The sequence below is a fragment of the Streptomyces sp. NPDC058671 genome, assembly GCF_042716475.1.
Lineage (GTDB): Bacteria > Actinomycetota > Actinomycetes > Streptomycetales > Streptomycetaceae > Streptomyces.
Window position 1 is genome coordinate 54,343 of sequence record NZ_JBHXSA010000010.1, and the last position, 23,128, is coordinate 77,470.

General features: G+C 72.0%; 21 protein-coding genes and 1 tRNA gene. 5 read left to right on the forward strand and 17 right to left on the reverse strand.

Annotated elements, in window-relative coordinates; all coding sequences use genetic code 11:
• Positions 1–10: 10 nt before the first annotated feature.
• On the reverse strand, positions 11–760 hold the full coding sequence (locus tag ACFWV2_RS14860; protein WP_360785893.1) for a TIGR00730 family Rossman fold protein: 750 nt from the start codon (positions 758–760) through the stop codon (positions 11–13).
• A gap of 107 nt (positions 761–867) precedes the next feature.
• On the reverse strand, positions 868–1,962 hold the full coding sequence (gene dapE, locus ACFWV2_RS14865; RefSeq protein WP_384405378.1) for a succinyl-diaminopimelate desuccinylase: 1,095 nt from the start codon (positions 1,960–1,962) through the stop codon (positions 868–870).
• 29 nt (positions 1,963–1,991) lie between these two features.
• Here dapE and ACFWV2_RS14870 point away from each other — a divergent pair, with 29 nt between their 5' ends.
• Both ACFWV2_RS14870 and ACFWV2_RS14875 read left to right on the forward strand, forming a co-directional pair.
• On the forward strand, positions 1,992–2,933 hold the full coding sequence (locus ACFWV2_RS14870; RefSeq protein WP_384405379.1) for a hypothetical protein: 942 nt from the start codon (positions 1,992–1,994) through the stop codon (positions 2,931–2,933).
• A 300-nt stretch (positions 2,934–3,233) separates the two neighbouring features.
• Positions 3,234–3,692, forward strand: a complete 459-nt coding sequence (locus ACFWV2_RS14875; protein ID WP_384405380.1) for an ATP-binding protein — start codon at positions 3,234–3,236, stop codon at positions 3,690–3,692.
• 87 nt (positions 3,693–3,779) lie between these two features.
• On the opposite strand, the gene dapC is transcribed toward ACFWV2_RS14875, so the two are convergent.
• Together dapC and fdxA are read right to left on the reverse strand one after the other, a co-directional pair.
• Positions 3,780–4,874, reverse strand: coding sequence for a succinyldiaminopimelate transaminase (gene dapC, locus ACFWV2_RS14880; RefSeq protein ID WP_384405381.1), 1,095 nt, complete (start codon positions 4,872–4,874; stop codon positions 3,780–3,782).
• Positions 4,875–4,972: 98 nt separating this feature from the next.
• Positions 4,973–5,293, reverse strand: coding sequence for a ferredoxin (gene fdxA, locus ACFWV2_RS14885; protein ID WP_015035968.1), 321 nt, complete (start codon positions 5,291–5,293; stop codon positions 4,973–4,975).
• A 112-nt stretch (positions 5,294–5,405) separates the two neighbouring features.
• On the opposite strand from fdxA, the gene ACFWV2_RS14890 reads away from it, so the two are divergent.
• Both ACFWV2_RS14890 and ACFWV2_RS14895 read left to right on the forward strand, forming a co-directional pair.
• Positions 5,406–6,407 (forward strand): GNAT family N-acetyltransferase, encoded by a 1,002-nt coding sequence (locus ACFWV2_RS14890; RefSeq protein ID WP_384405382.1) that lies wholly within the window; start codon positions 5,406–5,408, stop codon positions 6,405–6,407.
• Positions 6,392–7,270, forward strand: coding sequence for a tetratricopeptide repeat protein (locus ACFWV2_RS14895; RefSeq protein ID WP_384405383.1), 879 nt, complete (start codon positions 6,392–6,394; stop codon positions 7,268–7,270). The genes ACFWV2_RS14890 and ACFWV2_RS14895 overlap by 16 nt, the downstream gene beginning before the upstream one ends.
• 148 nt (positions 7,271–7,418) lie before the next feature.
• Here the strand turns inward: ACFWV2_RS14895 and ACFWV2_RS14900 are convergent.
• The 5 genes from ACFWV2_RS14900 to ACFWV2_RS14920 all read right to left on the reverse strand — a co-directional run bounded on the left by ACFWV2_RS14900 (position 7,419) and on the right by ACFWV2_RS14920 (position 11,608).
• Positions 7,419–7,496, reverse strand: a tRNA-Ser gene (locus ACFWV2_RS14900).
• Positions 7,497–7,605: 109 nt separating this feature from the next.
• Complete coding sequence (locus ACFWV2_RS14905; RefSeq protein ID WP_384405584.1) at positions 7,606–9,948, reverse strand: hypothetical protein; 2,343 nt, start codon at positions 9,946–9,948, stop codon at positions 7,606–7,608.
• Between the two features lie 132 nt (positions 9,949–10,080).
• Complete coding sequence (locus tag ACFWV2_RS14910; RefSeq protein WP_384405384.1) at positions 10,081–10,461, reverse strand: DUF6113 family protein; 381 nt, start codon at positions 10,459–10,461, stop codon at positions 10,081–10,083.
• Complete coding sequence (gene mshB / locus ACFWV2_RS14915; RefSeq protein WP_384405385.1) at positions 10,458–11,348, reverse strand: N-acetyl-1-D-myo-inositol-2-amino-2-deoxy-alpha-D-glucopyranoside deacetylase; 891 nt, start codon at positions 11,346–11,348, stop codon at positions 10,458–10,460. The genes ACFWV2_RS14910 and mshB overlap by 4 nt, the downstream gene beginning before the upstream one ends.
• Positions 11,349–11,413: 65 nt before the next feature.
• Positions 11,414–11,608: a hypothetical protein gene (locus ACFWV2_RS14920; protein WP_360785875.1), complete on the reverse strand. Its 195-nt coding sequence runs from the start codon at positions 11,606–11,608 to the stop codon at positions 11,414–11,416.
• Between the two features lie 181 nt (positions 11,609–11,789).
• Between ACFWV2_RS14920 and ACFWV2_RS14925 the strand changes: the two genes are divergently transcribed.
• Complete coding sequence (locus ACFWV2_RS14925) at positions 11,790–13,958, forward strand: prolyl oligopeptidase family serine peptidase (RefSeq protein WP_384405386.1); 2,169 nt, start codon at positions 11,790–11,792, stop codon at positions 13,956–13,958.
• 2 nt (positions 13,959–13,960) lie between these two features.
• Here ACFWV2_RS14925 and ACFWV2_RS14930 read toward each other — a convergent pair whose 3' ends face one another.
• The 8 genes from ACFWV2_RS14930 to ACFWV2_RS14965 all read right to left on the reverse strand — a co-directional run bounded on the left by ACFWV2_RS14930 (position 13,961) and on the right by ACFWV2_RS14965 (position 23,118).
• A complete protein-coding gene (locus ACFWV2_RS14930; protein ID WP_384405387.1) occupies positions 13,961–14,899 on the reverse strand; it encodes a hypothetical protein in 939 nt (312 codons plus the stop codon).
• A gap of 171 nt (positions 14,900–15,070) precedes the next feature.
• Positions 15,071–16,162, reverse strand: a complete 1,092-nt coding sequence (locus ACFWV2_RS14935; protein WP_384405388.1) for an ABC transporter ATP-binding protein — start codon at positions 16,160–16,162, stop codon at positions 15,071–15,073.
• Positions 16,155–17,138: an ABC transporter ATP-binding protein gene (locus tag ACFWV2_RS14940; protein ID WP_384405389.1), complete on the reverse strand. Its 984-nt coding sequence runs from the start codon at positions 17,136–17,138 to the stop codon at positions 16,155–16,157. The genes ACFWV2_RS14935 and ACFWV2_RS14940 overlap by 8 nt, the downstream gene beginning before the upstream one ends.
• Positions 17,139–17,144: 6 nt before the next feature.
• On the reverse strand, positions 17,145–18,131 hold the full coding sequence (locus ACFWV2_RS14945; protein ID WP_384405390.1) for an ABC transporter permease: 987 nt from the start codon (positions 18,129–18,131) through the stop codon (positions 17,145–17,147).
• Positions 18,124–19,047: an ABC transporter permease gene (locus tag ACFWV2_RS14950; protein ID WP_384405391.1), complete on the reverse strand. Its 924-nt coding sequence runs from the start codon at positions 19,045–19,047 to the stop codon at positions 18,124–18,126. Before ACFWV2_RS14950 ends, ACFWV2_RS14945 begins: the two co-directional genes overlap by 8 nt.
• A 107-nt stretch (positions 19,048–19,154) precedes the next feature.
• Positions 19,155–20,780 (reverse strand): ABC transporter substrate-binding protein, encoded by a 1,626-nt coding sequence (locus tag ACFWV2_RS14955; protein WP_384405392.1) that lies wholly within the window; start codon positions 20,778–20,780, stop codon positions 19,155–19,157.
• Between the two features lie 177 nt (positions 20,781–20,957).
• The gene (locus ACFWV2_RS14960; protein WP_360785859.1) at positions 20,958–22,067 is read right to left on the reverse strand and encodes a dipeptide ABC transporter ATP-binding protein; all 1,110 of its coding nucleotides are present in this window, start codon (positions 22,065–22,067) and stop codon (positions 20,958–20,960) included.
• Positions 22,060–23,118, reverse strand: a complete 1,059-nt coding sequence (locus ACFWV2_RS14965; protein WP_384405393.1) for an ABC transporter ATP-binding protein — start codon at positions 23,116–23,118, stop codon at positions 22,060–22,062. The genes ACFWV2_RS14960 and ACFWV2_RS14965 overlap by 8 nt, the downstream gene beginning before the upstream one ends.
• Between the last annotated feature and the right edge of the window lie 10 nt (positions 23,119–23,128).

Here is a 23,128-nt window from a genome sequence, read left to right on the forward strand (position 1 = left end):
CGGGACGGAGCTACTTGCCGGTCTCCTTCGTCACCAGCGTCACCGCCTCCTCCACGTCGTCCGTGACGTGGAAGAGCAGCAGGTCGCGCTCCGAGGCCTTGCCGCCCGCGACGACGGAGTCACGGAGCCAGTCGACGAGGCCCTTCCAGTACTCCGTGCCGAAGAGGACGATCGGGAAGCGGGTGACCTTGCGGGTCTGGACCAGGGTCAGCGCCTCGAAGAGCTCGTCGAGGGTGCCGAGTCCGCCGGGCAGGACGACGAAGCCCTGCGCGTACTTCACGAACATCGTCTTCCGGACGAAGAAGTAGCGGAAGTTCACGCCGATGTCGACGTGCGGGTTGAGCCCCTGCTCGAAGGGGAGCTCGATGCCGAGGCCCACCGAGACGCCCTTGGCCTCCCTGGCCCCCTTGTTGGCCGCCTCCATGGAGCCGGGGCCGCCGCCCGTGATGACCGCGAAGCCCGCCTCGACGAGCGCCCGGCCGATCCGTACGCCCGCCTCGTACTCGGGCGAGTCCGGCTTCGTACGGGCCGAGCCGAAGACGCTGATGGCGCTCGGCAGTTCGGCGAGGGCTCCGAAGCCCTCCACGAACTCGGACTGGATGCGCATGACCCGCCAGGGGTCGGTGTGCACCCACTCCGAGTCGCCCTCGGTGTCGAGCAGCCGCTGGTCCGTGGTGCCCGGCTGGATCTGGTCCCGCCGCCTGAGCACCGGACCGAGTCGCTGTTCCTCGGGCTTCGCCATTCCCTCGGGAATGCCCATGGCCTGCTCCCTCCGCCGACCGGCGGCCGCCCATGTCGACCGCCAACTGATCTTCTGGTCCGGTCAGCGTAGGACCACGGAGGTGACGAAACGCGAAATTACGGAAGTCAGGCAGTCAGCCAGTCGCGGAGCCGCGCCTCGCAGTGGTGGATCCGGTCGACGGGAACGTGCTCGTCCCGCTTGTGCGCGTAGATCGGATCGCCCGGCCCGTAGTTGACGGCGGGCACGCCGAGGGCGCTGAAGCGGGAGACGTCGGTCCAGCCGAACTTCGGCTGGGCGCTGCCGCCGACGGCCTTCATGAAGGCCTCCGCGGCCGGGTGCGAGAGGCCGGGCAGGGCGCCGGGGCTCTCGTCGTCGACGACGAACTCGGCGATGTCGCAGCCGTCGAAGAACTCGCGGACGTACGCCAGGGCCTCGGCAGGGGAGCGGTCGGGCGCGTACCGGTAGTTGACGGTGACCGTGCAGGCGTCGGGGATGACGTTGGTGGCGACGCCGCCCTGGATCGCCACGGCGTTGAGGCCCTCGTGGTACTCCAGGCCGTCGATGACCGGCTTGCGCGGCTCGTAGGCGGCGAGGCGGGCGAGGATCGGGGCGGCGGCGTGGATGGCGTTGGAGCCCATCCAGGAACGCGCGGAGTGGGCGCGCTCGCCCGCCGTGTGCAGGATGACGCGCAGGGTGCCCTGGCAGCCGCCCTCGACCTGGGCGTCGGAGGGCTCCAGGAGGACGGCGAAGTCGCCCTCGAGCCAGTCGGGGTGCGCGGCGGCGATCTTCCCGAGGCCGTTGAGGTCGGCGGCGACCTCCTCGTTGTCGTAGAAGACGAAGGTGAGGTCGCGGTTGGGCTCGGGGACGGTGGCGGCGATCCGCAGCTGGACGGCGACCCCGGACTTCATGTCGGAGGTGCCGCAGCCCCACAGGACGCCGTTCTCGTCGAGCCGGGAGGGCACGTTGTCGGCGATCGGCACGGTGTCGATGTGGCCGGCGAGGACGACCCGCTCGCCGCGGCCGAGGCTGGTGCGGGCGACGACGTTGTTGCCGTAGCGGTCGACGGTGAGGTGGGGCAGCAGGCGCAGTGCCTGCTCGATGGCGTCCGCGAGCGGCTGCTCGGTCCCGCTGACGGACGGGAGATCGACGAGGGCGGCGGTGAGGACGGCCCCGTCCTGGGACAGGTCGAGGGGCGTGTCGAGCGGGGTGATGTCAGCCATGTGCCGACCCTAACGCGGCCTCCAGTACGGTGGGCCCCGTGTCCGAGCCCACCCGCCCCGCCCGTCGCGGCCGCCTCGCCCGCTCCGCGGCCGCCTTCGCCGTGCTCCTCGGTCTCGCCTCGTACGTGGCCGTGCACCAGATGACAGGGAGCAAGGGCACGCCCCGGTGCAGTGTGGGCAGTGGCGAGAACCGGTACGAGTTCACCCCGGAGCAGGCGTCGAACGCGGCGACGATCTCGGCCGTTGGCACCACCCGCGGGCTCCCGGAGCGGGCGGTGACGATCGCCCTCGCGACGGCGCTCCAGGAGTCGGCGCTGCGGAACATCGGGCACGGCGACCGGGACTCGCTCGGTCTGTTCCAGCAGCGGCCGTCGATGGGGTGGGGGACGCCGGCGCAGATCATGGACCCGGTGTACTCGGCGGGGAAGTTCTACGAGGGTCTGGAGAAGGTCCCGGGATACTCGCGGCTGCCGCTGACGGTGGCGGCGCAGAAGGTGCAGAAGAGCGGGTTCCCGCAGGCGTACGCGAAGCACGAGCCGGACGCGACGCTGCTCGCGGCGGCGCTGACGGGCCGGGCGCCCGCGGCGCTCTCCTGCACGGCGGACGAGACGGAGGGCCGGCCGGGCGATCCGGAGCTCGTGCGCGCGGAGCTGGTGCGGGCCTTCGGCGAGAAGGCGGCGCCCCGGGCGGTCACGGGAGGCCCGAGCGCGGGCCGGTCGGCGCCGGAACCGACGGTGCTCGTGGTGCCGGTGCGGACGGCGGCGGGGGCGGCGCGCGTGGCCGGCGCGGACGAGCGGCGCGGCTGGGAACTGGCGCAGTGGGCGGTGGCGCGGGCGGACGCGCTGCGCATCGCGGAGGTCACGTACGGGGGCCGGGTGTGGCGGGCCGGGGAGGCGTCCGGCGGATGGTCGACGTCCTCGGGCGCGGCCGCCGGTGACGGGGAGACCGTCCGTATGCGGCTCGCGCGGTAGCCGATCACCCGTACGCCCGTTCACTCGACGGTGGCACGGACCGGGTCCGTGCCCGGAGGAATTCACCACCGTTTCGAGCCGTCGCGCACGCGATGCGCCCCACCCCGCCTCTTCCCTTGGGGGACAAGGGAAGTGACGGTTCGGCACAGGTCCCCGCGGTGAGGTCTTCGTCCGTTTTCCTCCCCACCTGACAATACGACGCATTACCAACTCTTTACCTTCGACCTCCGCAACCTCTCCCGCCCCCGAGCCGGTTGTCACAGCGTCCGAACGAACCTCGCACCTCGTCGAAGGAGCACCATGTCCCTCCCCCTGACCCGTCGGATCGCCCGCGCCGCCCTCCTCATCGCGGCCGGCGCAGCCCCCGTGGTCGGTGCGGCCGGCTCCGCGAGCGCCCTCGACCACGGCCTCGCGCCGACCGGCGCCCTCGGCGGCGTCACCGCCCTGGACGCCGCCGGTGCGGGCACCGCCGTCGACGGCGCCTCGCAGACCGCCACCGGTGTCGTCGGCTCCACCGGCAGCAAGGCCGTCGGCACGGCCGTCCCCGCCGCCGGAAAGACCGTCGGCTCCGCGGGCAAGACCGCCACGCCCGTCGCCCAGCAGGTCGCCGGCGAGACCACCGGCAGCGCGGGCGAGGTCGTCGGCAAGACGGCCGGCGCCGCGACCGAGAGCGCCGAGGCCCCGACCGGCGGCGCCCTGGGCGGTGGCCTCGGCGACCTGCCCACCGGCCAGACGCTGGGCGGCCTGCCGATCGGCTGACCCGCCCGCACCGCGACGCCGCACGACGGAGGGCCCGGGGAGCACCTGCTCCCCGGGCCCTCGCCCGTACCGAAGGACCGCGAACGGTCAGCCGAGCCGCTTGACCGCCGCCTGGACGCGCTCGTCCGTCGCCGTGAACGCCACCCGCACGAACCGCTCCCCCGCAACGCCGTAGAAGTCGCCCGGCGCCACCAGGACGCCCTTCTCCGCCAGGTACGCCACGGTCTCCCAGCACGGCTCGTCCCGGGTCGCCCACAGGTACAGGCTCGCCTCGCTGTGCTCGATCCGGAAGCCGTGCGCCTCCAGGGCCGTCCGCAGCGCCGCCCGCCGGGCCGCGTACCGCTCCCGCTGCTCGGCCACGTGGGTGTCGTCGCCGAGGGCCGCCACCGTCGCCGCCTGGACCGGAGCCGCCGTCATCATGCCGCCGTGCTTGCGGATCCGGAGCAGCTCACCGAGGACGGCCGCGTCACCCGCGACGAACGCCGCCCGGTATCCGGCCAGGTTGGAGCGCTTGGACAGCGAGTGGACGGCGACGATCCCCTCGTACGAACCACCGCAGACGTCCGGGTGCAGCACGGAGACCGGGTCGGCCTCCCAGCCCAGCTCCAGATAGCACTCGTCGGAGAAGACGAGGACGCCGTGCTCCCGTGCCCAGGCCACGATCCGGGTCAGCTCGTCCTTGCCCAGGACCTTGCCCGTCGGGTTCGAAGGGGAGTTGAGCCACAGCAGCTTCAGACCGGCCGGGTCGAGGCGCGTGGGGTCGTCGTAGACGACGGGGGTCGCGCCGCAGAGCCGCGCCCCGACCTCGTACGTCGGGTACGCGAGCCGCGGGTAGGCGACCACGTCACCCGCGCCGAGACCCAGCTGCGTCGGCAGCCAGGCCACCAGCTCCTTGGAGCCCACCACCGGCAGCACGTTCTCGTCCGCGAGGTCCACCGCACCGAGACGTCGCCCGCACCAGCCCGTGAGCGCGTCCCGCAGCTCCTTCGTCCCCCACACCGTGGGATAGCCCGGCGAGTCCGCCGCCGCGACCAGGGCCTCCTGGATCAGCGCGGGGACCGGGTCGACGGGCGTGCCGACCGAGAGGTCCACGATTCCGTCCGGGTGCGCGAGTGCCGTCTTCTTGTACGGCTCCAGCTTGTCCCAGGGGAAGACGGGCAGGCGCGAAGAGACTGCGCTCACGGGTGGCTCTCACTTCCTCGTACGTGCACGGGAGAGGCGTCGGGAAACGCCCCGGTCCCGCACGGCGGCCGACGCCGTACGGGACCGGATGCGGTCGATCAGCCGTTCTGCGGAGGCAGGGCGGCGATGAAGGGGTGGTCACGCTCGATCTCGCCGAGCTTGGAGGCACCACCGGGCGAGCCGAGCTCGTCGAAGAACTCGACGTTCGCCTTGTAGTAGTCCTTCCACTCCTCCGGGGTGTCGTCCTCGTAGAAGATCGCCTCGACCGGGCAGACCGGCTCACAGGCCCCGCAGTCGACGCATTCGTCCGGGTGGATGTACAAGGACCGCTTGCCCTCGTAGATGCAGTCGACGGGGCACTCCTCGATGCACGCCTTGTCCTTCACGTCGACACAAGGCTGCGCGATGACGTAGGTCACGCTGTCGTTCCTCCTCGATAGGGCTGGTCTGCGCGGGAGCGCGGCGTCGTCGATGCCCGCACCTAGTATCTCCGTTCTTGGGGGCGATCCGAACAGGAGGGGCGGAGAAGCTGTGGAATTCACCGGCGGAGGGCGGCTGGAGGTCCGCATCACCAGCGCTGACGTGGGAAAACGAGTCTCCGTTCGGTACGTGACGGAGACGGCCTCGGCGGGTGGAGGATTCACCGACGCGGTCGGAGTTCTCACATCATGGGAGGACGCTGTGCTGCTGATCACACGAAAGAGCGGCGAGAGCGTCCGGATCGCGGAATCCTCCCTGGTCGCGGGGAAGGCCGTCCCGCCCGCCCCGGCCCGTCGACGCGGCCCCTCGGCCACCTTCCCCGAGCTGGCGCGGGCCACCGCGCGCGCGTGGCGGCCGGTCGAGAGCGAAGCCCTCGGCGAATGGACCCTGCGGGCCGCCGACGGATTCACCCGACGCGCCAACTCCGCCCTGCCGCTCGGCGATCCGGGGATGCCGGTCGCCGACGCCCTGGCCCACGTACGCGCGTGGTACGCGGCCCGGGGCCTTCCCGCGTACGTGCAGACCGCCACCGGCGCCGAAGGCACCCAGGAGCTCCTCTGCGCCGCCCTCGACCGGCACGGCTGGCTGCGCGAGGTCTCCGCCGAGGTGCGGATCGGCGCCCTCGCCGCGGTCGGCGACCTGGACGCCGACGTCTCCGCCGTACGCCTCTCCCGCACCGTCGACGAACCGTGGCTCCGCCGCTACCAGCGCCTCGGCGAGCCGGGCCCCGCGGTGCACTCCGTCCTCACCTCCGGCCCGAGTGTGTGGTTCGCGACCGTCGCGGGCACGGAAGAGGTACCCGCGGCGATCGGACGGTGCGTCGTCGACGGACGCTGGGCCGGCTTCATGGCCGTCGAGGTCGACCCGGCCCTGCGGCGCCGCGGCCTGGCGACGTCCGTCATGACGGCGCTCGCCCGGCAGGCCCTCGACGAGGGCGCGTCGGCGGCCTGGCTCCAGGTGGAGGCCGCCAACGACGGCGCGCGGGCGCTGTACGACGGCATGGGCTTCGCGCCCCACCACCACTACCACCACTACCGATGGGCGGAGGCGTGACGGACGAGGAACCACCGGACGCGCGGGACGGCGAAGCGGCCGACGCGGTCGACTGGCGCCGGGAGTTCGCCGAGGAGGCCCGGTCCGAACGGCCCGACCTCGCCCGGCTCTGCCTCCTCATCGGGGCGGTGGCCGACCCCACCGTCACCCGGCACGACCTCGACCGGGCCGAGATCGAACTCGACCGCCTCGCCGGGCTCGTCCCCCACGCGACCCGGGTCACCGGCGACTGGACCGGCGAACTCGCCGCGCTCCTCGGCCACCACGAGGGCTTCGAGGGCGTCCCCGCCGACTACCAGCGCCTGGAGTCCTCGCTCCTGCACGAGGTGCTCCGGCGCCGCCGGGGCCTGCCCATCCTGCTCTCCGTCGTCTGGATGGAGGTCGCACGCCGGGCCGGCGCGCCCGTGTACGGCCTCGGGCTGCCCGGCCACTTCGTGGTGGGCTTCGGGGACCCGGCCGACCTGCGTCTCGCCGACCCCTTCGCGGGCGGGCGGGCCATGACCGGCGCGGACGCCGAACTCCTGGTCACCAGCGCGACGGGCGAGGCCCTCGACCGCTCGATGCTCCGCCCCGCCGAGCCCGGCGCGATCGTGCTGCGCGTCCTCAACAACATCCGCGCCTGGGCGGCCCCCCGCCCCGAACGCTCCGACGTGGCCCTGTGGGCGGTGGAACTGTCCCTGCTGCTCCCCTCCCACCCGGCCAGGCTCCGCTACGAGCGCGCCGAGCTGCTGGTCCAGCGCGGCGAGTTCCTGACCGGAGCGGCCGAGATGGAGGCGTACGCGCGCGTGATGGAGGCGGTGGACCCGGAGTCGGCGACGACGATCCGCCGCCGTGCCCGGGCGGCCCGGGCACGGCTGAACTGACGGCTCCCGTGTCCTGCGGATCACGCGGCGTGGGAAACCCGGTGGTGTCCGTGGGCCCGGGGGGCGAGAGGCGTCCGGCGGAGACCTGTGCAGCCAGGAGCGTCGCGGAGGCGGGGGTGGGGGCGATGCCGGGCGCGTGAGCGGAAGGTGGGGCGGGGCGACCGGATTCGAACCGGCGTCCTCCGAGATGTCGTCGCGGCGCACTACCTCTGTGCTACGGCCCCGCCCTCGGGCGCCATCGTAGGGGCGAGAGGGCACGGCGGCGAACCCTTTTTCCTACGAGCGAGCCCCCGCCCCGCGGAGGGGACGGGGGCTCGGACGCCGGGGCGGGGGGCTCAGCCCTCGCCGCTGAGGTCGATGGTCTTCGTGCGCTCCGCCTGGGTCCTGCCCCGCAGCGCGTCACGCATCACGAAGGCGACGTCGTCGGCGGAGACCTCGTGCTTCGCGCCGTCGCCCTTGGTGATCATGACCCCCTCGAAGGCGCCGTCGAGGAGCCGGTCGATCGCCTTCTTGTCGTAGACCTCGACCAGACGGCCGTCGACGGCCTTCATCGAGAGGATCTGCGGAAGGGACCGCGCCGGGCCGAAGTCGATGTGCCGGCCACCCGCGTAGATCCGGATCAGGCCCGACATGGCGGGGGTGGCGAACTCCTTCATCGCCCGGTCCAGCTCGGCCTTGGTGACGGTGGGCCTGCGGGTGGTGACCGGCAGCTCGACGAGCCGGTTCTGACCCGTCTCCACCTGGGCGCGGAAGGCGTCCCTGACGGAGATCATCGACCGCTGGAGGTCGATGGCCTTGCCGGGCTTGCCCTCGACGGGCGTCACCTTGTTCGGTGCGAACAGGATCGTGCCCTCGGTGGCCGAGGCGGACGTGCCGGCCAGGTCGCGCAGGGCGACGGCGAGCTTCTCCTCGTCGACCGGGAAGACCGGCTTGGCGACCCGCTCGCCGCCGAAGAGGGAGCCGATGACCGAGACGGGGTTGTAGTCGCTGCCCGCGGCGGCGCGGACGGTCTCCTGGCTGTCGAGCGCCAGGCCCGCCTTCTCCGGGGGCAGCTGGACCTTCCTGCCGCCCAGGTCGAGCTGGAGCGGGGTGGCGACGCGCTTGCCGAGAGCCGCGTCCAGCTTGTTGACGGCCTCCTCCTTCGTACCGCCGCCGATGTCCACGCCGAGCACCGTGGTGCCCTTGGGGACGTCGGAGTGGTTGAGGAGCAGCCCGGCACCGTAGGCGACGCCGGTGAGGGCGAGGACCGCGACGGCGGCGAGGACCAGCTTCGAGCGGCCCTTCTTCGCCGGGGCGCGCCCGGCCGACGCCTGGCGCGGTGCGGGCGCCGGGGCCGGGGCCGTCCGCTCCTCGACGCGGGGCGTCAGGTTCGGGCGGGCCGCCTTCGGCGGGACGACGGGGATGCCGCTGGTGAGCGTGTCACCGGAGACGTGCCCGCCGCCGGGCGCCCCCGGACCGCCCGCGCCGGGGTTCGGCGCGGGGGGCTGCGGGGTGAGGACGGCGGTGTCGTCGGACAGGCGGGGGGCGCCGCCGGGGAACGGCGAACCCGGGCCCTGGCCCGCGCCCTGACGCCCGCCCTGGCCGGGCCGCTGCCCGGGGGCCTGTCCCGGGCGCCCGCCCTGGGCCGGGCCGCCGAGCGAGGCGGTGCCGGTGACCGGGCCCGTGGTGGGGCCGGTCGGAGCGGCCGCGCCGGGGCCGGGGTACGCGGGCGTACCCGCGGCCGGTGTCCCGGTGTGCAGGGGGGTGCCGGCGCCGGGAGTGCCGTCGTAGGCCGGGGTTCCGTCGAAGGGCGGGTTCCCGGAGCCCGGGGTCGCGCCGCCGTAGCCGGGGGTCCCGGCGCCCGGGGCTCCCCCGTGACCGGGCGTCCCGTCGTACGTCGGCGTGCCCCCGGCAGGAGTCCCCTGGTAGCCGGGGGTCCCCTCGTACCTCGGTGTCCCGCCCGCGGGCGGGCCCGGGTACGGCGGCGTGCCCTCGCCGGAGGTGCCGTCGTACCTCGGCGTGCCGTTCGCCGGGGTGCCGCTGTCGTACAGCGGGTTGCCCGGGGTCTGCTGGGCGGCCGTGAGCGGGCGGCTCGACGGGGTGCCTCCGACCGTCGGGACGCCGGAGGTCGCGGAGCCCGCGAAGCCCGTGCCCTGGGCTTCCGCCCCGAGGGGGGCGGGCTTCGGGGTCGGGGCGGGCACATGCGGCAGCGCGGGCGCGGGGGCCGGGCCCGGGGGCGCGGCCTTGCGGGGGGCGAACCAGTCGCTCGTCCCCTTCGCCTTCGGCGCCTCGTCGGCGGCCCCCGACGGCTCGGCGGCCGGCACCGGTGCGGGCGCCGGCTGCTCCACGGCGGGAGCGGGCTCCGGTGCCGTGTCGGGTGCGGGCGTCTCGCTGACCGTCTGGCGGACGACGACCGGCGGGATCGGACGCGAACCCGGGATGTTGATCCGGATCCGGGTCGTCAGCGTCGTCTCCGTCTTGGGCTCCTCCGGCGGAGCGGACACGGCGGCGGTCTCCTCCGGCGCGTCCTGGGAGGGGTGGAGCGACGGATACTGGCGGGATCCGTACGGCGGTGTACCCGAGGGGTACGCGGCTCCACCGCGCCCCTGGGCGCCGGAGGACGAACTGTCAGTCTCTCGACCAGTTTCACGACTCAAAGCAGGATCTCCCGGTTGGCTCCACCGCCCGCTCTTGCAGATGCTCGTATTACCCGGGCGGTTCGGCGGCGCGCACCACCATACTGGCCGCCGCCCTCATATACCCGACCCACGGGGGTGGACGACGGGCAATCCGGCCGAAGTCGGTGCGTCCGCGGTCTCAACTCGGCCTGTTCACGGGGTCGGTCGCGGCAGCCGGGACAGAGTGGTGCACATCACAGCGAGCGCCATGCCTCCGAAGAGGAAGAGCAGCTCGCCGACGCCTCCGGCGAACACCCCGTCGCCCTCGGGGCGTCCGAGGCTGAGCAGGATGACGGCCAGGAGCCAGCCGCCTCCGCCGGCGACGACGGCGGTCTGGGTGCCGGTCGCGCGCAGTCCTCCGTAGAAGAGGGCGGCGGTCGCGAGGAGCGCGAGGAACAGGCCGCCGGGGAGCCAGGCGGCCTGGACGAGGGCGCCGGCGGTGCCGACGAGGGCGCCGAGGACGAACAGTCCGGCGTACCAGGCGTACCGGGCGTTGCGGGAGGCCGGGAGCGGGCCGGGCGGGGTGGTGCTCACGCGGTCACCCCCGCGAAGAGGTCCGTCTCGCGCATGCCCGCGGGGACGCCGGGGACGCCCTGGACCAGCTCGTAGTACTCGGTGGGGATGATCGGCTGGCCCAGGTCGTTGGAGAGGGCGAAGAAGGGCCCGTCGACCGTGACTTGGGTGGCGTGGGCGGCCATCGCGGCGCTCTTGCGGGCGGTGTGCTCCGGCCCGGCGGCGATCTCCGCGGTGATCCGGTCCTCGTCGACGACGCCGGGGACGTCGTCGACGGCGGCGACGGCGGGGAAGGCGGAGCCCTCGGCGCGCAGCCGGGCGAAGCCGGCCTCGACGACGGGGCGCGGGACGCGGTTCCAGTAGATCTTGGCGATCGAGTGGGCGGGTCCGAGGTCGGGGCGGTAGGCGGGGTCGGCGGCCAGTTCGGCGGCCCGCATGGCGACCCGGTGGGCCTGGATGTGGTCGGGGTGGCCGTAGCCGCCGTCGGGGTCGTAGGTGATCAGGACCTGGGGGCGGGTCTCGCGGATCACGTCGACGAGGTACGGGGCGGCGGTGTCGACGTCGGTGTTCCAGAAGGCGTTCTCGCGCTTGTTCTGTTCGACGCCCATCATCCCGGAGTCGCGGAACCGCCCCGGGCCGCCGAGGAAGCGGTGGTCGGTGACGCCCAGCTCGGCCATCGCGGCGGCGAGTTCGCCGACCCGATGGGGGCCGAGCCGGTCCTCCCGCTCGGGGGCCAGGTGGGCGAGCTCGGGCGGGATGACCTCGCCCTCCTCGCCCAGCGTGCAGGTGACCAGGGTGACGAGGGCGCCCTCGGCCGCGTACCTGGCCATGGTGGCGCCGTTGTTGATCGACTCGTCGTCCGGATGCGCGTGCACGAGCAGCAGACGGCGAGCGGGGAGATCGGACATGTCCCCACCCTACGAGGTCCCGACCACGAAGGACGTCGTGGCCGGGACCGCTCGGAACCCGGCGCTCAGAACTTGATGCCGCCGACCATGTTCGCCACGTTCGTGGTGAGGGTGCTGATGGACGGAGCGATGGACGAGCTCGCCAGGTAGAAGCCCAGGAGCGCGCAGATCGCCGCATGTCCCGCCTTCAGCCCGGATTTCCGGACCAAAAGGAAGACGACGATCGCCAGCAGCACCACCACGGAGATCGAGAGTGCCACGGCGGTTCACCTCCACACTTCTTCGGTCGGATATTCGAGCGGATCTGTCGTTCAGCATGTGCCAGGGGACATGCCGATCGGATGCATACCCACCTAGCGCTACGGATCATAACTATCCGTGCCATCGCATCGATCGGCGGACGGAGGCACGAGGGGGGCGCACAGCGCTAGTTTCAGCCGCATGACCTCGTCTCGACAGCAGTCGGCCACACCCTCGGCCGGGCTCTCCTTCCCCCGTCGGCACGCCCGGACCCAGCGGTTCACCCTGGGGGTCCCGCGTGCCTTCTCGGTCTCCCCCGACGGGCAACGCGTGGTGTTCGTCAGATCCGGGTCCGGCACGGACCGTTCGCACCGGCTCTGGGTCCTGGACCTGCCTCGTGACGGCGGGGCGCCCGTCGAGCGGGTGGCGGCCGACCCGGCGGTGCTGCTCGCCGGGGCGGAGGAGGAGCTCTCGCCACAGGAGCGGGCGCGCCGGGAGCGGAGCCGTGAGGGCTCGGCGGGAGTGGTGTCCTACGCGGTGGACGGAGCCGTGGAGTTGGCGGCGTTCGCCCTGTCGGGGCGGCTGTTCACGGCGGAGCTGCGGGCGGGGACGGCACGGGAACTGCCGGTGCCGGGGCCGGTCATCGACCCCCGGCCGTCACCGGACGGACGGCTCGTGGCGTACGTGACGGACGGCGCGCTGCGGGTGGTCGGCGCGGACGGGGCGGGCGATCGGGAGCTGGCCGTTCCGGAGGGCGGGGACGTCTCCTACGGATTGGCCGAATTCATCGCCTCGGAGGAGATGTCCCGGGCGCGGGGTTTCTGGTGGTCACCCGGTTCGGACCGGCTGCTCGTCGCGCGGGTGGACGACCGGGCGGTGCGGCGGTGGTGGATCGCCGATCCGGCGCACCCGGACCGGGAGCCGCAGCGGGTGGCGTACCCGGCGGCGGGCACCGCCAACGCGGAGGTCCGGCTGTTCGTGGTGGGGCTCGACGGGGATCGCACGGAGGTGCGGTGGGACCGGGAGCGGTACCCGTACCTGGCGCGGGTCCACTGGTCGGCGGCCGGGGCTCCGCTGCTCCTCGTCCAGGCGCGGGACCAGCGCGAGCAGGTGTTCCTCGCGGTGGACCCGGAGTCCGGGGAGACGACGGCGGTACGGGAGGAGCGGGACCCGGTGTGGCTGGAGCTGCTGCCGGGGGTGCCGGTGTGGGCTCCGGACGGGCGGCTGGTGCGCCTCACGGACGAGAGCGGAGCCCGCGCCCTGGCCGTCGGTGACGAGACGCTGACCGACGGGCGGCTGCACGTCCGGGCGGTCCTCGACATCGGCTCCGACGACGTCCTCGTGTCGGCGTCGGCGGGGGCGGAGGCGGCCGCCCCGGAGACCGGCGAGGTCCATGTGTACCGGGTGACCGGTGCGGGCGCCGAGCGCCTGTCCGAGGGCGTCGGGACGCACGGGGCGGTGCGCTGCGGTGCGGTGACCGTACTGGTGTCGGCGCGGCCTGACGCGCCGGGGAGCGTGGCGCGGGTGCTGCGGGACGGCGCCCAGGTCGCGATGGTGGCCTCGTACGCGGAGGAGCCGGGGATCGACGTCCGGGTGCGGCTCACGGAGGCGGGTGCCCGGCGCATCCCGTGCGCGGTGCTGCTGCCCTCCGGGTACGAGGAGGGCGACGGGCCGCTGCCGGTCCTGATGGATCCGTACGGCGGGCCGCACGGGCCCCGGGTGGTCGCCGCCCACAACCCGCATCTGACGTCCCAGTGGTTCGCCGACCAGGGTTTCGCGGTGGTGGTGGCGGACGGGCGGGGCACGCCCGGCCGCTCCCCCGCCTGGGAGAAGGCCGTCGCGCGGGACTTCTCGCCGACCCTCGACGACCAGGTGGAGGCGCTCCAGGGGCTCGCCGGGCGCTTCCCGCTCGATCTGGGGCGGGTGGCGGTCCGGGGCTGGTCGTACGGCGGGTATCTGGCGGCGCGGGCGGTGCTGCAGAGGCCGGACGTGTTCCACGCGGCGGTCGTCGGCGCGCCGGTGACGGACTGGCGGCTGTACGACACCCACTACACGGAGCGGTACCTGGGCACCCCGCAGGACGATCCGGAGGTGTACGCCGCGCAGTCGCTGCTCACCGACGACGGTCTGTCGGCGCCGGAGGTCCCGGCGCGGCCGATGATGATCGTCCATGGTCTCGCGGACGACAACGTGGTGGTCGCGCACGCGCTGCGGCTCTCCTCGGCGCTGCTCGCGGCGGGCCGGCCGCACGAGGTGCTGCCGCTGTCCGGCGTCACCCACATGACGCCGCAGGAGCAGGTGGCGGAGAACCTGCTGCTGCTCCAGGTGGACTTCCTGCGGCGGTCGCTGGGGCTGTCGGCGGGAGCCTGACGTCACCAGCCGGGCGGCGGCGGGTGGGGCGGGGCCGGGGGCGGCATCCCGGCCGGCGGGTAGGGGCCGGGTGCGGCGGCGGGGGCGCCGCGCCCGGCGAGGAGGGCGAGGACGGCGACTCCGGAGAGCAGCCCGACGTAGGCGCTGAGGACGTCCAGCCGGTCGGCGGTCGGGATGTCGGCGAAGTGGCCGACGAGTTCGTAGCGGGCGGTTCGCGCGACCTCGGCGACACCGCCGGCCGTGAGGAACACTCCGGCGAGCAGACCGAAGGCCCGGCTGTGGCGGGCCCGTACGAGGGCGGAGGCGGCGGCCGTTCCGTACAGGGCGAGGAGGACGAGGGACAGCCAGCCGGGCGGGGGCGCGAGGGCAGCCTTGATGACGGACCGGCCGCCGGTGAACCGGTCGACGGTGATCTGCAGGGGCAGTTCGGTCGCCCAGTACACCTCCCACAGGGCCACGACCAGCGCGGCGACGCCGAGGAGGACCCCGGAGGCGACGGCGGGGCCGGTACGGGGGCGGCCGGGCGGCTGCTCGTACGAGGGGGTGAAGCGGCTGCGGCCGACGGCGGCGGTGACGACGAGTCCGGCGGCGAGGGCCAGGGCGAGGAGGGCGGTGACGAGGGCGCCGCTCCCGGGGGCCCAGAGGCCGGGCAGTCGCAGGGCGAGGGTGACGGCGCCGGTCGCGGCGAGCGCGGAGGCCGCGTGGCGGGAGCGGAGCGCGGCGACGGCGGTGGCGGCGGAGACGGCGAGGAGCACCGGGTCGACGAGGGAGGTGGCGGACCGTCCCCGGATGAGGAAGTGGTGGTCCCCCGCCCAGTACCAGGCGAGGTCGGCGGGCGAGCCGAGCGCGGCCAGGTCCTTGAGGATCCACACGGCGGCGATGAGGGCGAGCGCGGCGCAGAGCGCGGCGCCCGTGAGACGTGCCGGGCGTGTCACAGTCACGGTCCCGATACTCACGGTCGCCGTCCGTCGGCACAAGCGGTTCCGTGGAACACGCGGATACGGCCAGGGAGGCTTCCGCGTCCCTGGCCGTACACGGCACCCGCACGGCCGTACGCTGTCGAGTCTGTCGTGTCCGTATATCGGTGCCGTTACCGTCGAGTTGCCTGTGCGTCAAGGCGCTTCGGGCTTGCGGAAGAGGCGGTGCCGGCGAGGGGTTTCGGGCTCGTTCGGCTCGTGCTCCGGGGGGACCACCTGCTTCTCCTCCGCGAAGTGACAGGCCGAGTCGTGCCGCGCCGGGCTGTCGACGAGGCGGAAGACGGCGGGGACGGCCAGTTCCGGCACCTCCTGGGCGCAGCGTTCCCGGGCCTTCCAGCAGCGGGTGCGGAAGCGGCAGCCGGAGGGGATGTGGGCCGGGGAGGGGACGTCGCCGGTGAGGATGATGCGTTCGCGGTGGGCGCGCGCCTCGGGGTCGGGGACGGGGACGGCGGAGAGCAGCGCCTGGGTGTAGGGGTGGGTGGGGTGGTCGTAGATCTCGGTCTCGGTGCCGATCTCGACGATCCGGCCGAGGTACATCACGCCGACGCGGTCGGAGATGTGCCGGACGATCGACAGGTCGTGGGCGATGAAGACGTACGAGAGGGAGAACTCGGTCTGGAGGTTGTCCAGGAGGTTGACGACCTGGGCCTGGACGGAGACGTCGAGCGCGGAGACGGGTTCGTCGGCGACGATGATCTCGGGCTGGAGGGCGAGACCGCGGGCGATGCCGATGCGCTGGCGCTGGCCGCCGGAGAACTGGTGCGGGTAGCGGTTGATGTACTCGAGGTTGAGGCCGACGACGTCGAGGAGGTCCTGGACCTTCTGCCTGCGGGAGCCCTTGGGCGCGACCTCGGGGTGGATCTCGTACGGCTCGCCGATGATGTCGCCGACCGTCATGCGCGGGTTGAGCGAGGTGTACGGGTCCTGGAACACCATCTGGATGTTGCGCCGGACGGCCTTGAGGGCGCGCGGGGAGAGGGTGGTGATGTCGTCGCCCTTGTAGCGGATCGTCCCGGACGTCGGCCGTTCCAGGTTGACCAGCATCCTGGCGACGGTCGACTTGCCGCAGCCGGATTCGCCGACGATGCCGAGGGTCTCCCCCGCCGCGAGGTCGAAGTCGACCCCGTCGACCGCTTTCACGGCGCCGACCTGCTTCTTGAAGAGGATGCCCCGGGTGAGCGGGTAGTGCTTGTGCAGGCCCCGGACTTCGAGAATCGCCTCAGCCATGGAGGCACTCCTTCCAGAAGTGGCAGGCGCTGGCGCGCGGCACCGGGGACCCGGTCACCTCGTACAGCGGGGGTACGTCGGTCCGGCAGCGGTCCCTGGCGAGGGGGCAGCGGGGGTTGAAGGCGCAGCCGGGCGGGATGTCCAGCAGGTTGGGCGGCAGGCCCTTGATGGCGTACAGCTCCTGGCCCTTCTGGTCCAGGCGGGGGATCGATTCGAGGAGACCCTTGGTGTAGGGGTGGGCGGGGGCCTTGTAGATCTCGTGGACGGGGGCGTGTTCGACGATCCGGCCGGCGTACATGACGGCGATCTTGTCGGCGACGTCGGCGACGACGCCGAGGTCGTGGGTGATGAGGATGAGGCCCATGTCGAGTTCGCGCTGGAGCTCGGCGAGCAGGTCCATGACCTGGGCCTGGACGGTGACGTCGAGGGCGGTGGTGGGCTCGTCCGCGATGATCAGTTCGGGTTCGAGGGCGAGCGCCATGGCGATCATGATGCGCTGGCGCATGCCGCCGGAGAACTGGTGCGGGTACTGGCCGACGCGTTCCTTGGCGCCCGGGATGCGGACCCGGTCCATGAGTTCGACGGCCTTGGCCCTGGAGTCCTTCCGCGACATGCCCCGGTGGACCTGGAACATCTCGCCGAGCTGGTCGCCGACGCTGAGGACGGGGTTGAGGGAGGACAGGGCGTCCTGGAAGACCATCGCCATCTTGGCGCCCCTGATCCGGCGCCGTTCCTCCTCCTTGAGCTTCAGGAGGTCCTGGCCCTGGAAGAGGATCTCGCCCTTGGTGATCCTGCCCGGCGGGATGTCGAGGATGCCCATGACGGCCTGGGCGGTGACGGACTTGCCGGAGCCGGACTCGCCGAGGACGGCGAGGGTCTCGCCGGCGTCGACGGAGTAGTCGACGCCGTTGACCGCCTTGGCGACGCCGTCCCGGGTGTGGAACTCCACGTGCAGGTCGCGCACTTCGAGCAGCATGGGTCCCTACCTCAGCTTGGGGTCGAGGGCGTCGCGGACGGCGTCGCCGAGCATGATGAAGGCGAGCACGGTGATGGCGAGCGCGCCGGAGGGCCAGAGCAGCATGTGGGGCGCGTTGCGCACGTAGGCGGCGGCTGAGGAGATGTCGATGCCCCAGGAGACGGTGGGGGGTTTGAGGCCGACGCCGAGGAAGGAGAGCGTGGCTTCGAGCGAGATGTACGTGCCGAGGGCGATGGTCGCGACGACGATGACGGGCGCGAGGGCGTTGGGCGAGATGTGCCGGAGCAGCATCCGTGAGTTGGAGGCGCCGAGGGCGCGGGCGGCCTGCACGTAGTCGTTCTGCTTGACGGTGATGACGGAGCCGCGGGCGATGCGGGAGATCTGCGGCCAGCCGAGGAGCACCATGAAACCGATGACGGGCCAGACGCTGTTGCTGCTGACGACGGAGAGCAGGACGAGGCCGCCGAGGATGACGGGGATCGCGAAGAAGACGTCGGTGATGCGGGAGAGGAAGCCGTCCCAGGCGCCGCCGTAGAAGCCCGCGAGGCCGCCGAGGACGGAGCCGAGGAGGGTCACGCCGAGGGTGGCGAAGAGGCCGACCTGGACGGAGGCCCTGGCTCCGTAGACGGTGCGGGTGTAGACGTCGCAGCCCTGGCCGTTGAAGCCGAAGGGGTGGCCGGGCTGCGAGCCCTCCTGGGCCTTGGAGAGGTCGCAGTCGAGGGGGTTGCCGTCGGCGATGAGCTGCGGCCAGATGGCGATGACGACGAGGAAGAGGATGATCAGGCCGGAGATGACGAAGATCGGGTTGCGGCGCAGGTCGTGCCAGGCGTCGGACCAGAGGGAGCGGGGCTTCTTGTCGGCGCCGGTGCCCTGGGGGCCGCCCGGCGTCTTCTCCAGCGTCTCGCCCTCGTCCATCGCGAGGTCGGTTCCGCCTCCGGCACCGGTGTGGTTGATCGCGCGGCCGTCGTCGAACGGCTGAGGCTGCTCAGGCATAGCGGATCCTCGGGTCAAGGACGGCGTACAGGAGGTCGACGAGCAGGTTGGCCACCAGGAAGACCAGGACGAGGACGGTCACGAAGCCGACGACGGTCTGGGTGTTCTGGCGGAGGATGCCCTGGTAGAGCTGGTAGCCGACGCCGTGGATGTTGAAGATCCGTTCGGTGACGATGGCGCCGCCCATGAGCGCGCCGATGTCGGTGCCGATGAAGGTCACCACGGGGATGAGGCTGTTGCGCAGCAGGTGGCGGGTGATGACCCGGCGGCGGGGCAGGCCCTTGGCGACGGCGGTGCGGACGTAGTCGGCGCGCTTGTTCTCGGCGATGGAGGTCCGGGTGAGCCGGGTGACGTACGCGAGGGAGACCGACGCGAGGACGAGCCCGGGGACGATCAGCTCGTCGATCGGGGCGTCGCTGGAGACGGCCGGTCTGATCCAGCCCCACTTCACGCCGAGGAGGAGCTGGAGCAGCAGGCCGGTGACGAAGGTCGGGACGGAGATGACGACGAGGGTCAGCAGCAGCACGGTGGTGTCGACGGGGCGGCCGCGGCGGAGGCCGGTGAGGACGCCGAGGGTGATGCCGATGACGATCTCGAAGACGATGGCGACGAGGGTGAGGCGGATGGTGACCGGGAAGGCGTTCGCCATCAGCTCGGTGACCTCCTGGCCGTTGAACGCCGTGCCGAAGTCGCCGGTGAAGACGTTGCCCATGTAGGTCAGGTATTGCTGCCAGACGGGCTTGTCGAGGCCGAACTCCTTCTTGAGCTGGGCGGCGGTCGCCGGGTCGCACTGGCGGTCGCCGCACAGTCCGGCGACGGGATCGCCCATCACGTTCACCATCAGGAAGATCAGCAGCGTGGCGCCGAAGAAGACCGGGATCATCTGCAGCAGTCGCCGGATCACATATCGACCCATGAGGGGCTCCGGGGGAAGGGTTGGCTCCGGGGGGCGGTGCGGGGAAGGCGTACGGCCCGGCGCGGGGGTCCGCGGGACGGGCCGTACGCCTCCGACCTGCTACGACGTCAGTTGACCTTGATCTGGTCGTAGACCGGGACGCTGAAGGGGTTCAGGGACACGTTGCTGACGCGCTCCGAGTAGCCGGCGCTGCCGTTCTGGTACCAGAGCGGGATGGCGCCCATGTCGTCACGGAGGACGCCCTCGGCCTGCTGGAAGAGGCCGACGGCCTTCGCGGTGTCCGGTTCGGCGTTGGCCTGGTCGATCAGCTTGTCGAACTCGGGGTCGGTGTACTTGCCGTCGTTGGAGGAGGCGTTGGTGTAGTACAGCGGCTGCAGGAAGTTCTGGATGAGCGGGTAGTCCATCTGCCAGCCGGCCCGGAAGGGTCCGGTGAGCTTCTGCGTGGTGACCTGGTTGCGGTAGTCGGCGAAGGTGCCGACGGGGTTGCCGACGCAGGCGCGGTCGTTGCCGAGGGCGCGGTTGATGGAGTTGCAGACCGCGTCGACCCATTCCTTGTGGGAACCGGTGTCGGCGTTGTACGAGATCTTCATGGTGCCGCCGGGGATGCCGCCGCCCTCCGCGACGAGCTTCTTCGCCTCGGCCGCGTCGTACGTGCACAAGTCGCCGCAGACGTCCTTGAAGCCGCCTTCCTCGCCGAGGACCGGGGAGGTCCAGTCGACGGCGGGGGTACGGGTCTTCTGGAAGATGGTCTCGGTGATCTGGGCGCGGTCGATGGCCCGGGAGAGTCCCTGACGGAGCTTCTCCTGTCCGGGCTTGTTCCAGGCCGGGTCGTAGAACGGGAAGGACAGGGTCTGGATGATGCCGGCCGGGACGTTGAGGTACCGGTCGCCGAGGTCGGCCTCGACGTTCTTGAGCTGGGAGGCGGGGACGTCGTCGACGAGGTCGAGGTTGCCGGCCGTCAGGTCGGTGTAGGCGGTGTTGTTGTCGGTGTAGACCTTGAGGGTCACACCGCCGTTCTGCGCCTTGTCGGTGCCGGGGTAGGCGTCCCAGCGCTTGAGGGCCATCTGGGAGCCCTTGGAGTACGAGTCGACGGTGTACGGGCCGTTGCCGACGGGCTTCGACAGCCAGGCGGCGTGGTCGTCGAAGAAGGCCTTGGGGAGCGGCGCGAAGGCGGCGTAGCCGAGGGTGACGGGCCAGGTGGAGAACTTCTGGTCGAGCTTGACCGTGAAGGTCTGGGGGCCGGTGACCTTGAGGCCGGACATGGTCTCGGCGGTCGGCTCGCCCTTCTCGGGGTGGACCTGGTCGTAGCCCTCGATCTGGCCGAAGAAGTAGGCGTTCTTCTGGTTGTTCTTCAGATGGGCGCCGTAGTTCCAGGCGTCGACGAAGGACTTGGCGGTGACCTTCTCGCCGTTGGAGAACGTCCAGCCGTCCTTGACCGTGATGGTGAAGTTCGTCGAGTCGGTGGTCTCGATCTTCTCGGCGAGCATGTCCTTGGCCTCGCCCGTCTTCGGGTCGTACTGCTTGAGCCCGCGGAAGATCATGGAGAGGACCTTGCCGCCCTGGACCTCGTTGGTGTTGGCGGGTTCCAGCGGGTTCTGCGGGTCGCCCCACGAGGAACTCACGATGCCGTCGGCACCCCCGCCGCCACTGTCGTCGCCGCCACCGCAGGCGGTCGCCGTGAGGGCGACGGCGGTGGCCAGAGCGGCCCACTTGGCGTGCGTGGCTCCGCGCATGGAGTGCCTCCCGAATGTCCTAAGCATGACTTAGGCCCCAATATCACCCGATACTGACGGGGGTGCACTTCGACGACGGCCGGACGGACGGGCCCTTCCGGAACCGCGGAAGACGCAAGGGCGCCCGGTCCGTACGTACGGACCGGGCGCCCTTCCTCGGGTCACGCGCTCAGTGCGTCAGAGCACCGGCACGACCTGCTTCTCCTCGGCGAAGTGACACGCCGAGAAGTGGGCGGCCGGGGTGTCCTCGCCCTGGAAGCGCTGCGGGACGGCGAGCAGCGGCGTCTCCTCGGCGCACTTCTCCTGCGCCTTCCAGCACCGGGTACGGAAGCTGCAGCCCGACGGCGGGTTCGCCGGCGAGGGGACGTCACCGGTGAGGATGATCCGCTCGCGGTGCGCGCGGGCCTTCGGGTCCGGCACCGGCACCGCGGAGAGCAGCGCCTGGGTGTACGGGTGCGTCGGGTGCTCGTAGATCTGCTCGTCCGTACCGATCTCGGCCATCTTGCCGAGGTACATGACGCCGACGCGGTCCGAGATGTGCCGGACGATCGACAGGTCGTGCGCGATGAAGAGGTAGGAGAGGTTGAACTCGTCCTGGAGCTTCTCCATCAGGTTGATGACCTGCGCCTGGACGGAGACGTCCAGGGCCGAGACCGGCTCGTCGCAGATGATGATCTCCGGGTTGAGCGCGAGGCCGCGGGCGATGCCGATGCGCTGGCGCTGACCGCCGGAGAACTGGTGCGGGTACCGGTTGATGTACTCCGGGTTCAGACCGACGACGTCGAGCAGCTCCTGCACCTTGCGGCGCCGGTCGCCCTTCGGGGCCACCTCGGGGTGGATGTCGAAGGGCTCGCCGATGATGTCACCGACCGTCATGCGCGGGTTGAGCGAGGTGTACGGGTCCTGGAACACCATCTGGATGTTGCGCCGGACGGCCTTGAGGGCGCGCCCGGACAGCTTGGTGATGTCCTGGCCCTTGTAGAAGACCTCGCCGGCGGTGGCCCGCTCCAGGGTCATCAGGAGCTTGGCGACCGTGGACTTGCCACAGCCGGACTCGCCCACGATGCCGAGGGTCTCGCCCTGGTAGAGGTCGAAGGAGACCCCGTCCACGGCCTTGACCGCGCCGACCTGCTTCTTGAAGAGGATGCCCTGCGTCAGCGGGAAGTGCTTCTTCAGGCCGCGCACCTGGAGGATCGCCTCGCCGCGGCCCACGGGGGCCTCGATGGCGGCCACGGCCTCCGCCTCGGACGCGGCCACGGCCTCGTCGTTCTTGCTGAGGTCAGCCATGGATCGTCTCCTTCCAGAAGTGGCAGGCGCTCTTACGGCCCGGGAGATCCGCGCCGTCCTGCTCGGTGACCGGCACGAGGGCCGGGATCTCCGTACGGCAGATGTCCTCGGCCTTGGGGCAGCGCGGGTTGAAGGCGCAGCCGGAGGGCACCTTGAGCAGGTTGGGCGGAAGGCCCTTGATCGCGTAGAGCTCCTGGCCCTTCTGGTCCAGGCGCGGGATCGAGTCCAGGAGACCGCGGGTGTACGGGTGGGCCGGGCGGCCGTACAGCTCGTGCACCGGCGCCTGCTCGACGATCCGGCCGGCGTACATCACGGCGATCTTGTCCGCGACGTCGGCGACGACGCCGAGGTCGTGGGTGATCAGGATCAGGCCCATGTTGTATTCCCGCTGGAGCTCCGCGAGCAGGTCCATGACCTGGGCCTGGACCGTCACGTCGAGAGCCGTGGTGGGCTCGTCCGCGATGATCAGGTCCGGCTCCAGGGCGAGGGCCATGGCGATCATGATGCGCTGGCGCATACCGCCGGAGAACTGGTGGGGGTAGTCCGAGACCCGCGCCGCGGCGGCGGGGATCTTGACCTTGTCCATCAGCTCGATGGCCCTGGCCTTGGCGTCCTTCTTGGACAGGCCCTGGTGCACCCGGAACATCTCGCCGAGCTGGTAGCCGACGCTGAGGACCGGGTTGAGGGAGGACAGCGCGTCCTGGAAGATCATCGCGATCTTCCGGCCGCGGATCTTCCGGCGCTCCTCCTCGGGCATCTTCAGCATGTCCTGGCCGCGGAACAGGATCTCGCCCTGCGGGATCCGGCCGGGCGGCATGTCGAGGATGCCCATGATGGCCTGCGCGGTGACGGACTTGCCGGAGCCGGACTCGCCGAGGACGGCGAGGGTCTCGCCGGCGTTCACCGAGTAGTTGACGCCGTTGACCGCCTTGGCCACACCGTCGCGGGTGTGGAACTCGACGTGCAGGTCACGGACTTCGAGCAGCGGACCGTTGTGGTCGGAGCCGTCGCGCGGCGCGGGGACGGCCGCGGTCTTGTCGATGATGGTCATCTTTTACGCC

Excerpts from the sequence above, each read along its gene's own strand:
- ACFWV2_RS14940 (WP_384405389.1), bottom strand. The coding sequence starts at position 17,138 with ATGCTGCTCGAAGTGCGCGACCTGCACGTGGAGTTCCACACCCGGGAC.
- ACFWV2_RS14955 (WP_384405392.1), bottom strand. The coding sequence starts at position 20,780 with ATGCGCGGAGCCACGCACGCCAAGTGGGCCGCTCTGGCCACCGCCGTC.
- ACFWV2_RS14950 (WP_384405391.1), bottom strand. The coding sequence starts at position 19,047 with ATGGGTCGATATGTGATCCGGCGACTGCTGCAGATGATCCCGGTCTTC.
- ACFWV2_RS14935 (WP_384405388.1), bottom strand. The coding sequence starts at position 16,162 with ATGGCTGAGGCGATTCTCGAAGTCCGGGGCCTGCACAAGCACTACCCG.
- ACFWV2_RS14965 (WP_384405393.1), bottom strand. The coding sequence starts at position 23,118 with ATGACCATCATCGACAAGACCGCGGCCGTCCCCGCGCCGCGCGACGGC.
- ACFWV2_RS14875 (WP_384405380.1), top strand. The coding sequence starts at position 3,234 with ATGTCCCTCCCCCTGACCCGTCGGATCGCCCGCGCCGCCCTCCTCATC.
- ACFWV2_RS14895 (WP_384405383.1), top strand. The coding sequence starts at position 6,392 with ATGGGCGGAGGCGTGACGGACGAGGAACCACCGGACGCGCGGGACGGC.
- ACFWV2_RS14945 (WP_384405390.1), bottom strand. The coding sequence starts at position 18,131 with ATGCCTGAGCAGCCTCAGCCGTTCGACGACGGCCGCGCGATCAACCAC.
- ACFWV2_RS14960 (WP_360785859.1), bottom strand. The coding sequence starts at position 22,067 with ATGGCTGACCTCAGCAAGAACGACGAGGCCGTGGCCGCGTCCGAGGCG.
- ACFWV2_RS14860 (WP_360785893.1), bottom strand. The coding sequence starts at position 760 with ATGGGCATTCCCGAGGGAATGGCGAAGCCCGAGGAACAGCGACTCGGT.
- ACFWV2_RS14925 (WP_384405386.1), top strand. The coding sequence starts at position 11,790 with ATGACCTCGTCTCGACAGCAGTCGGCCACACCCTCGGCCGGGCTCTCC.
- mshB (WP_384405385.1), bottom strand. The coding sequence starts at position 11,348 with ATGTCCGATCTCCCCGCTCGCCGTCTGCTGCTCGTGCACGCGCATCCG.
- dapE (WP_384405378.1), bottom strand. The coding sequence starts at position 1,962 with ATGGCTGACATCACCCCGCTCGACACGCCCCTCGACCTGTCCCAGGAC.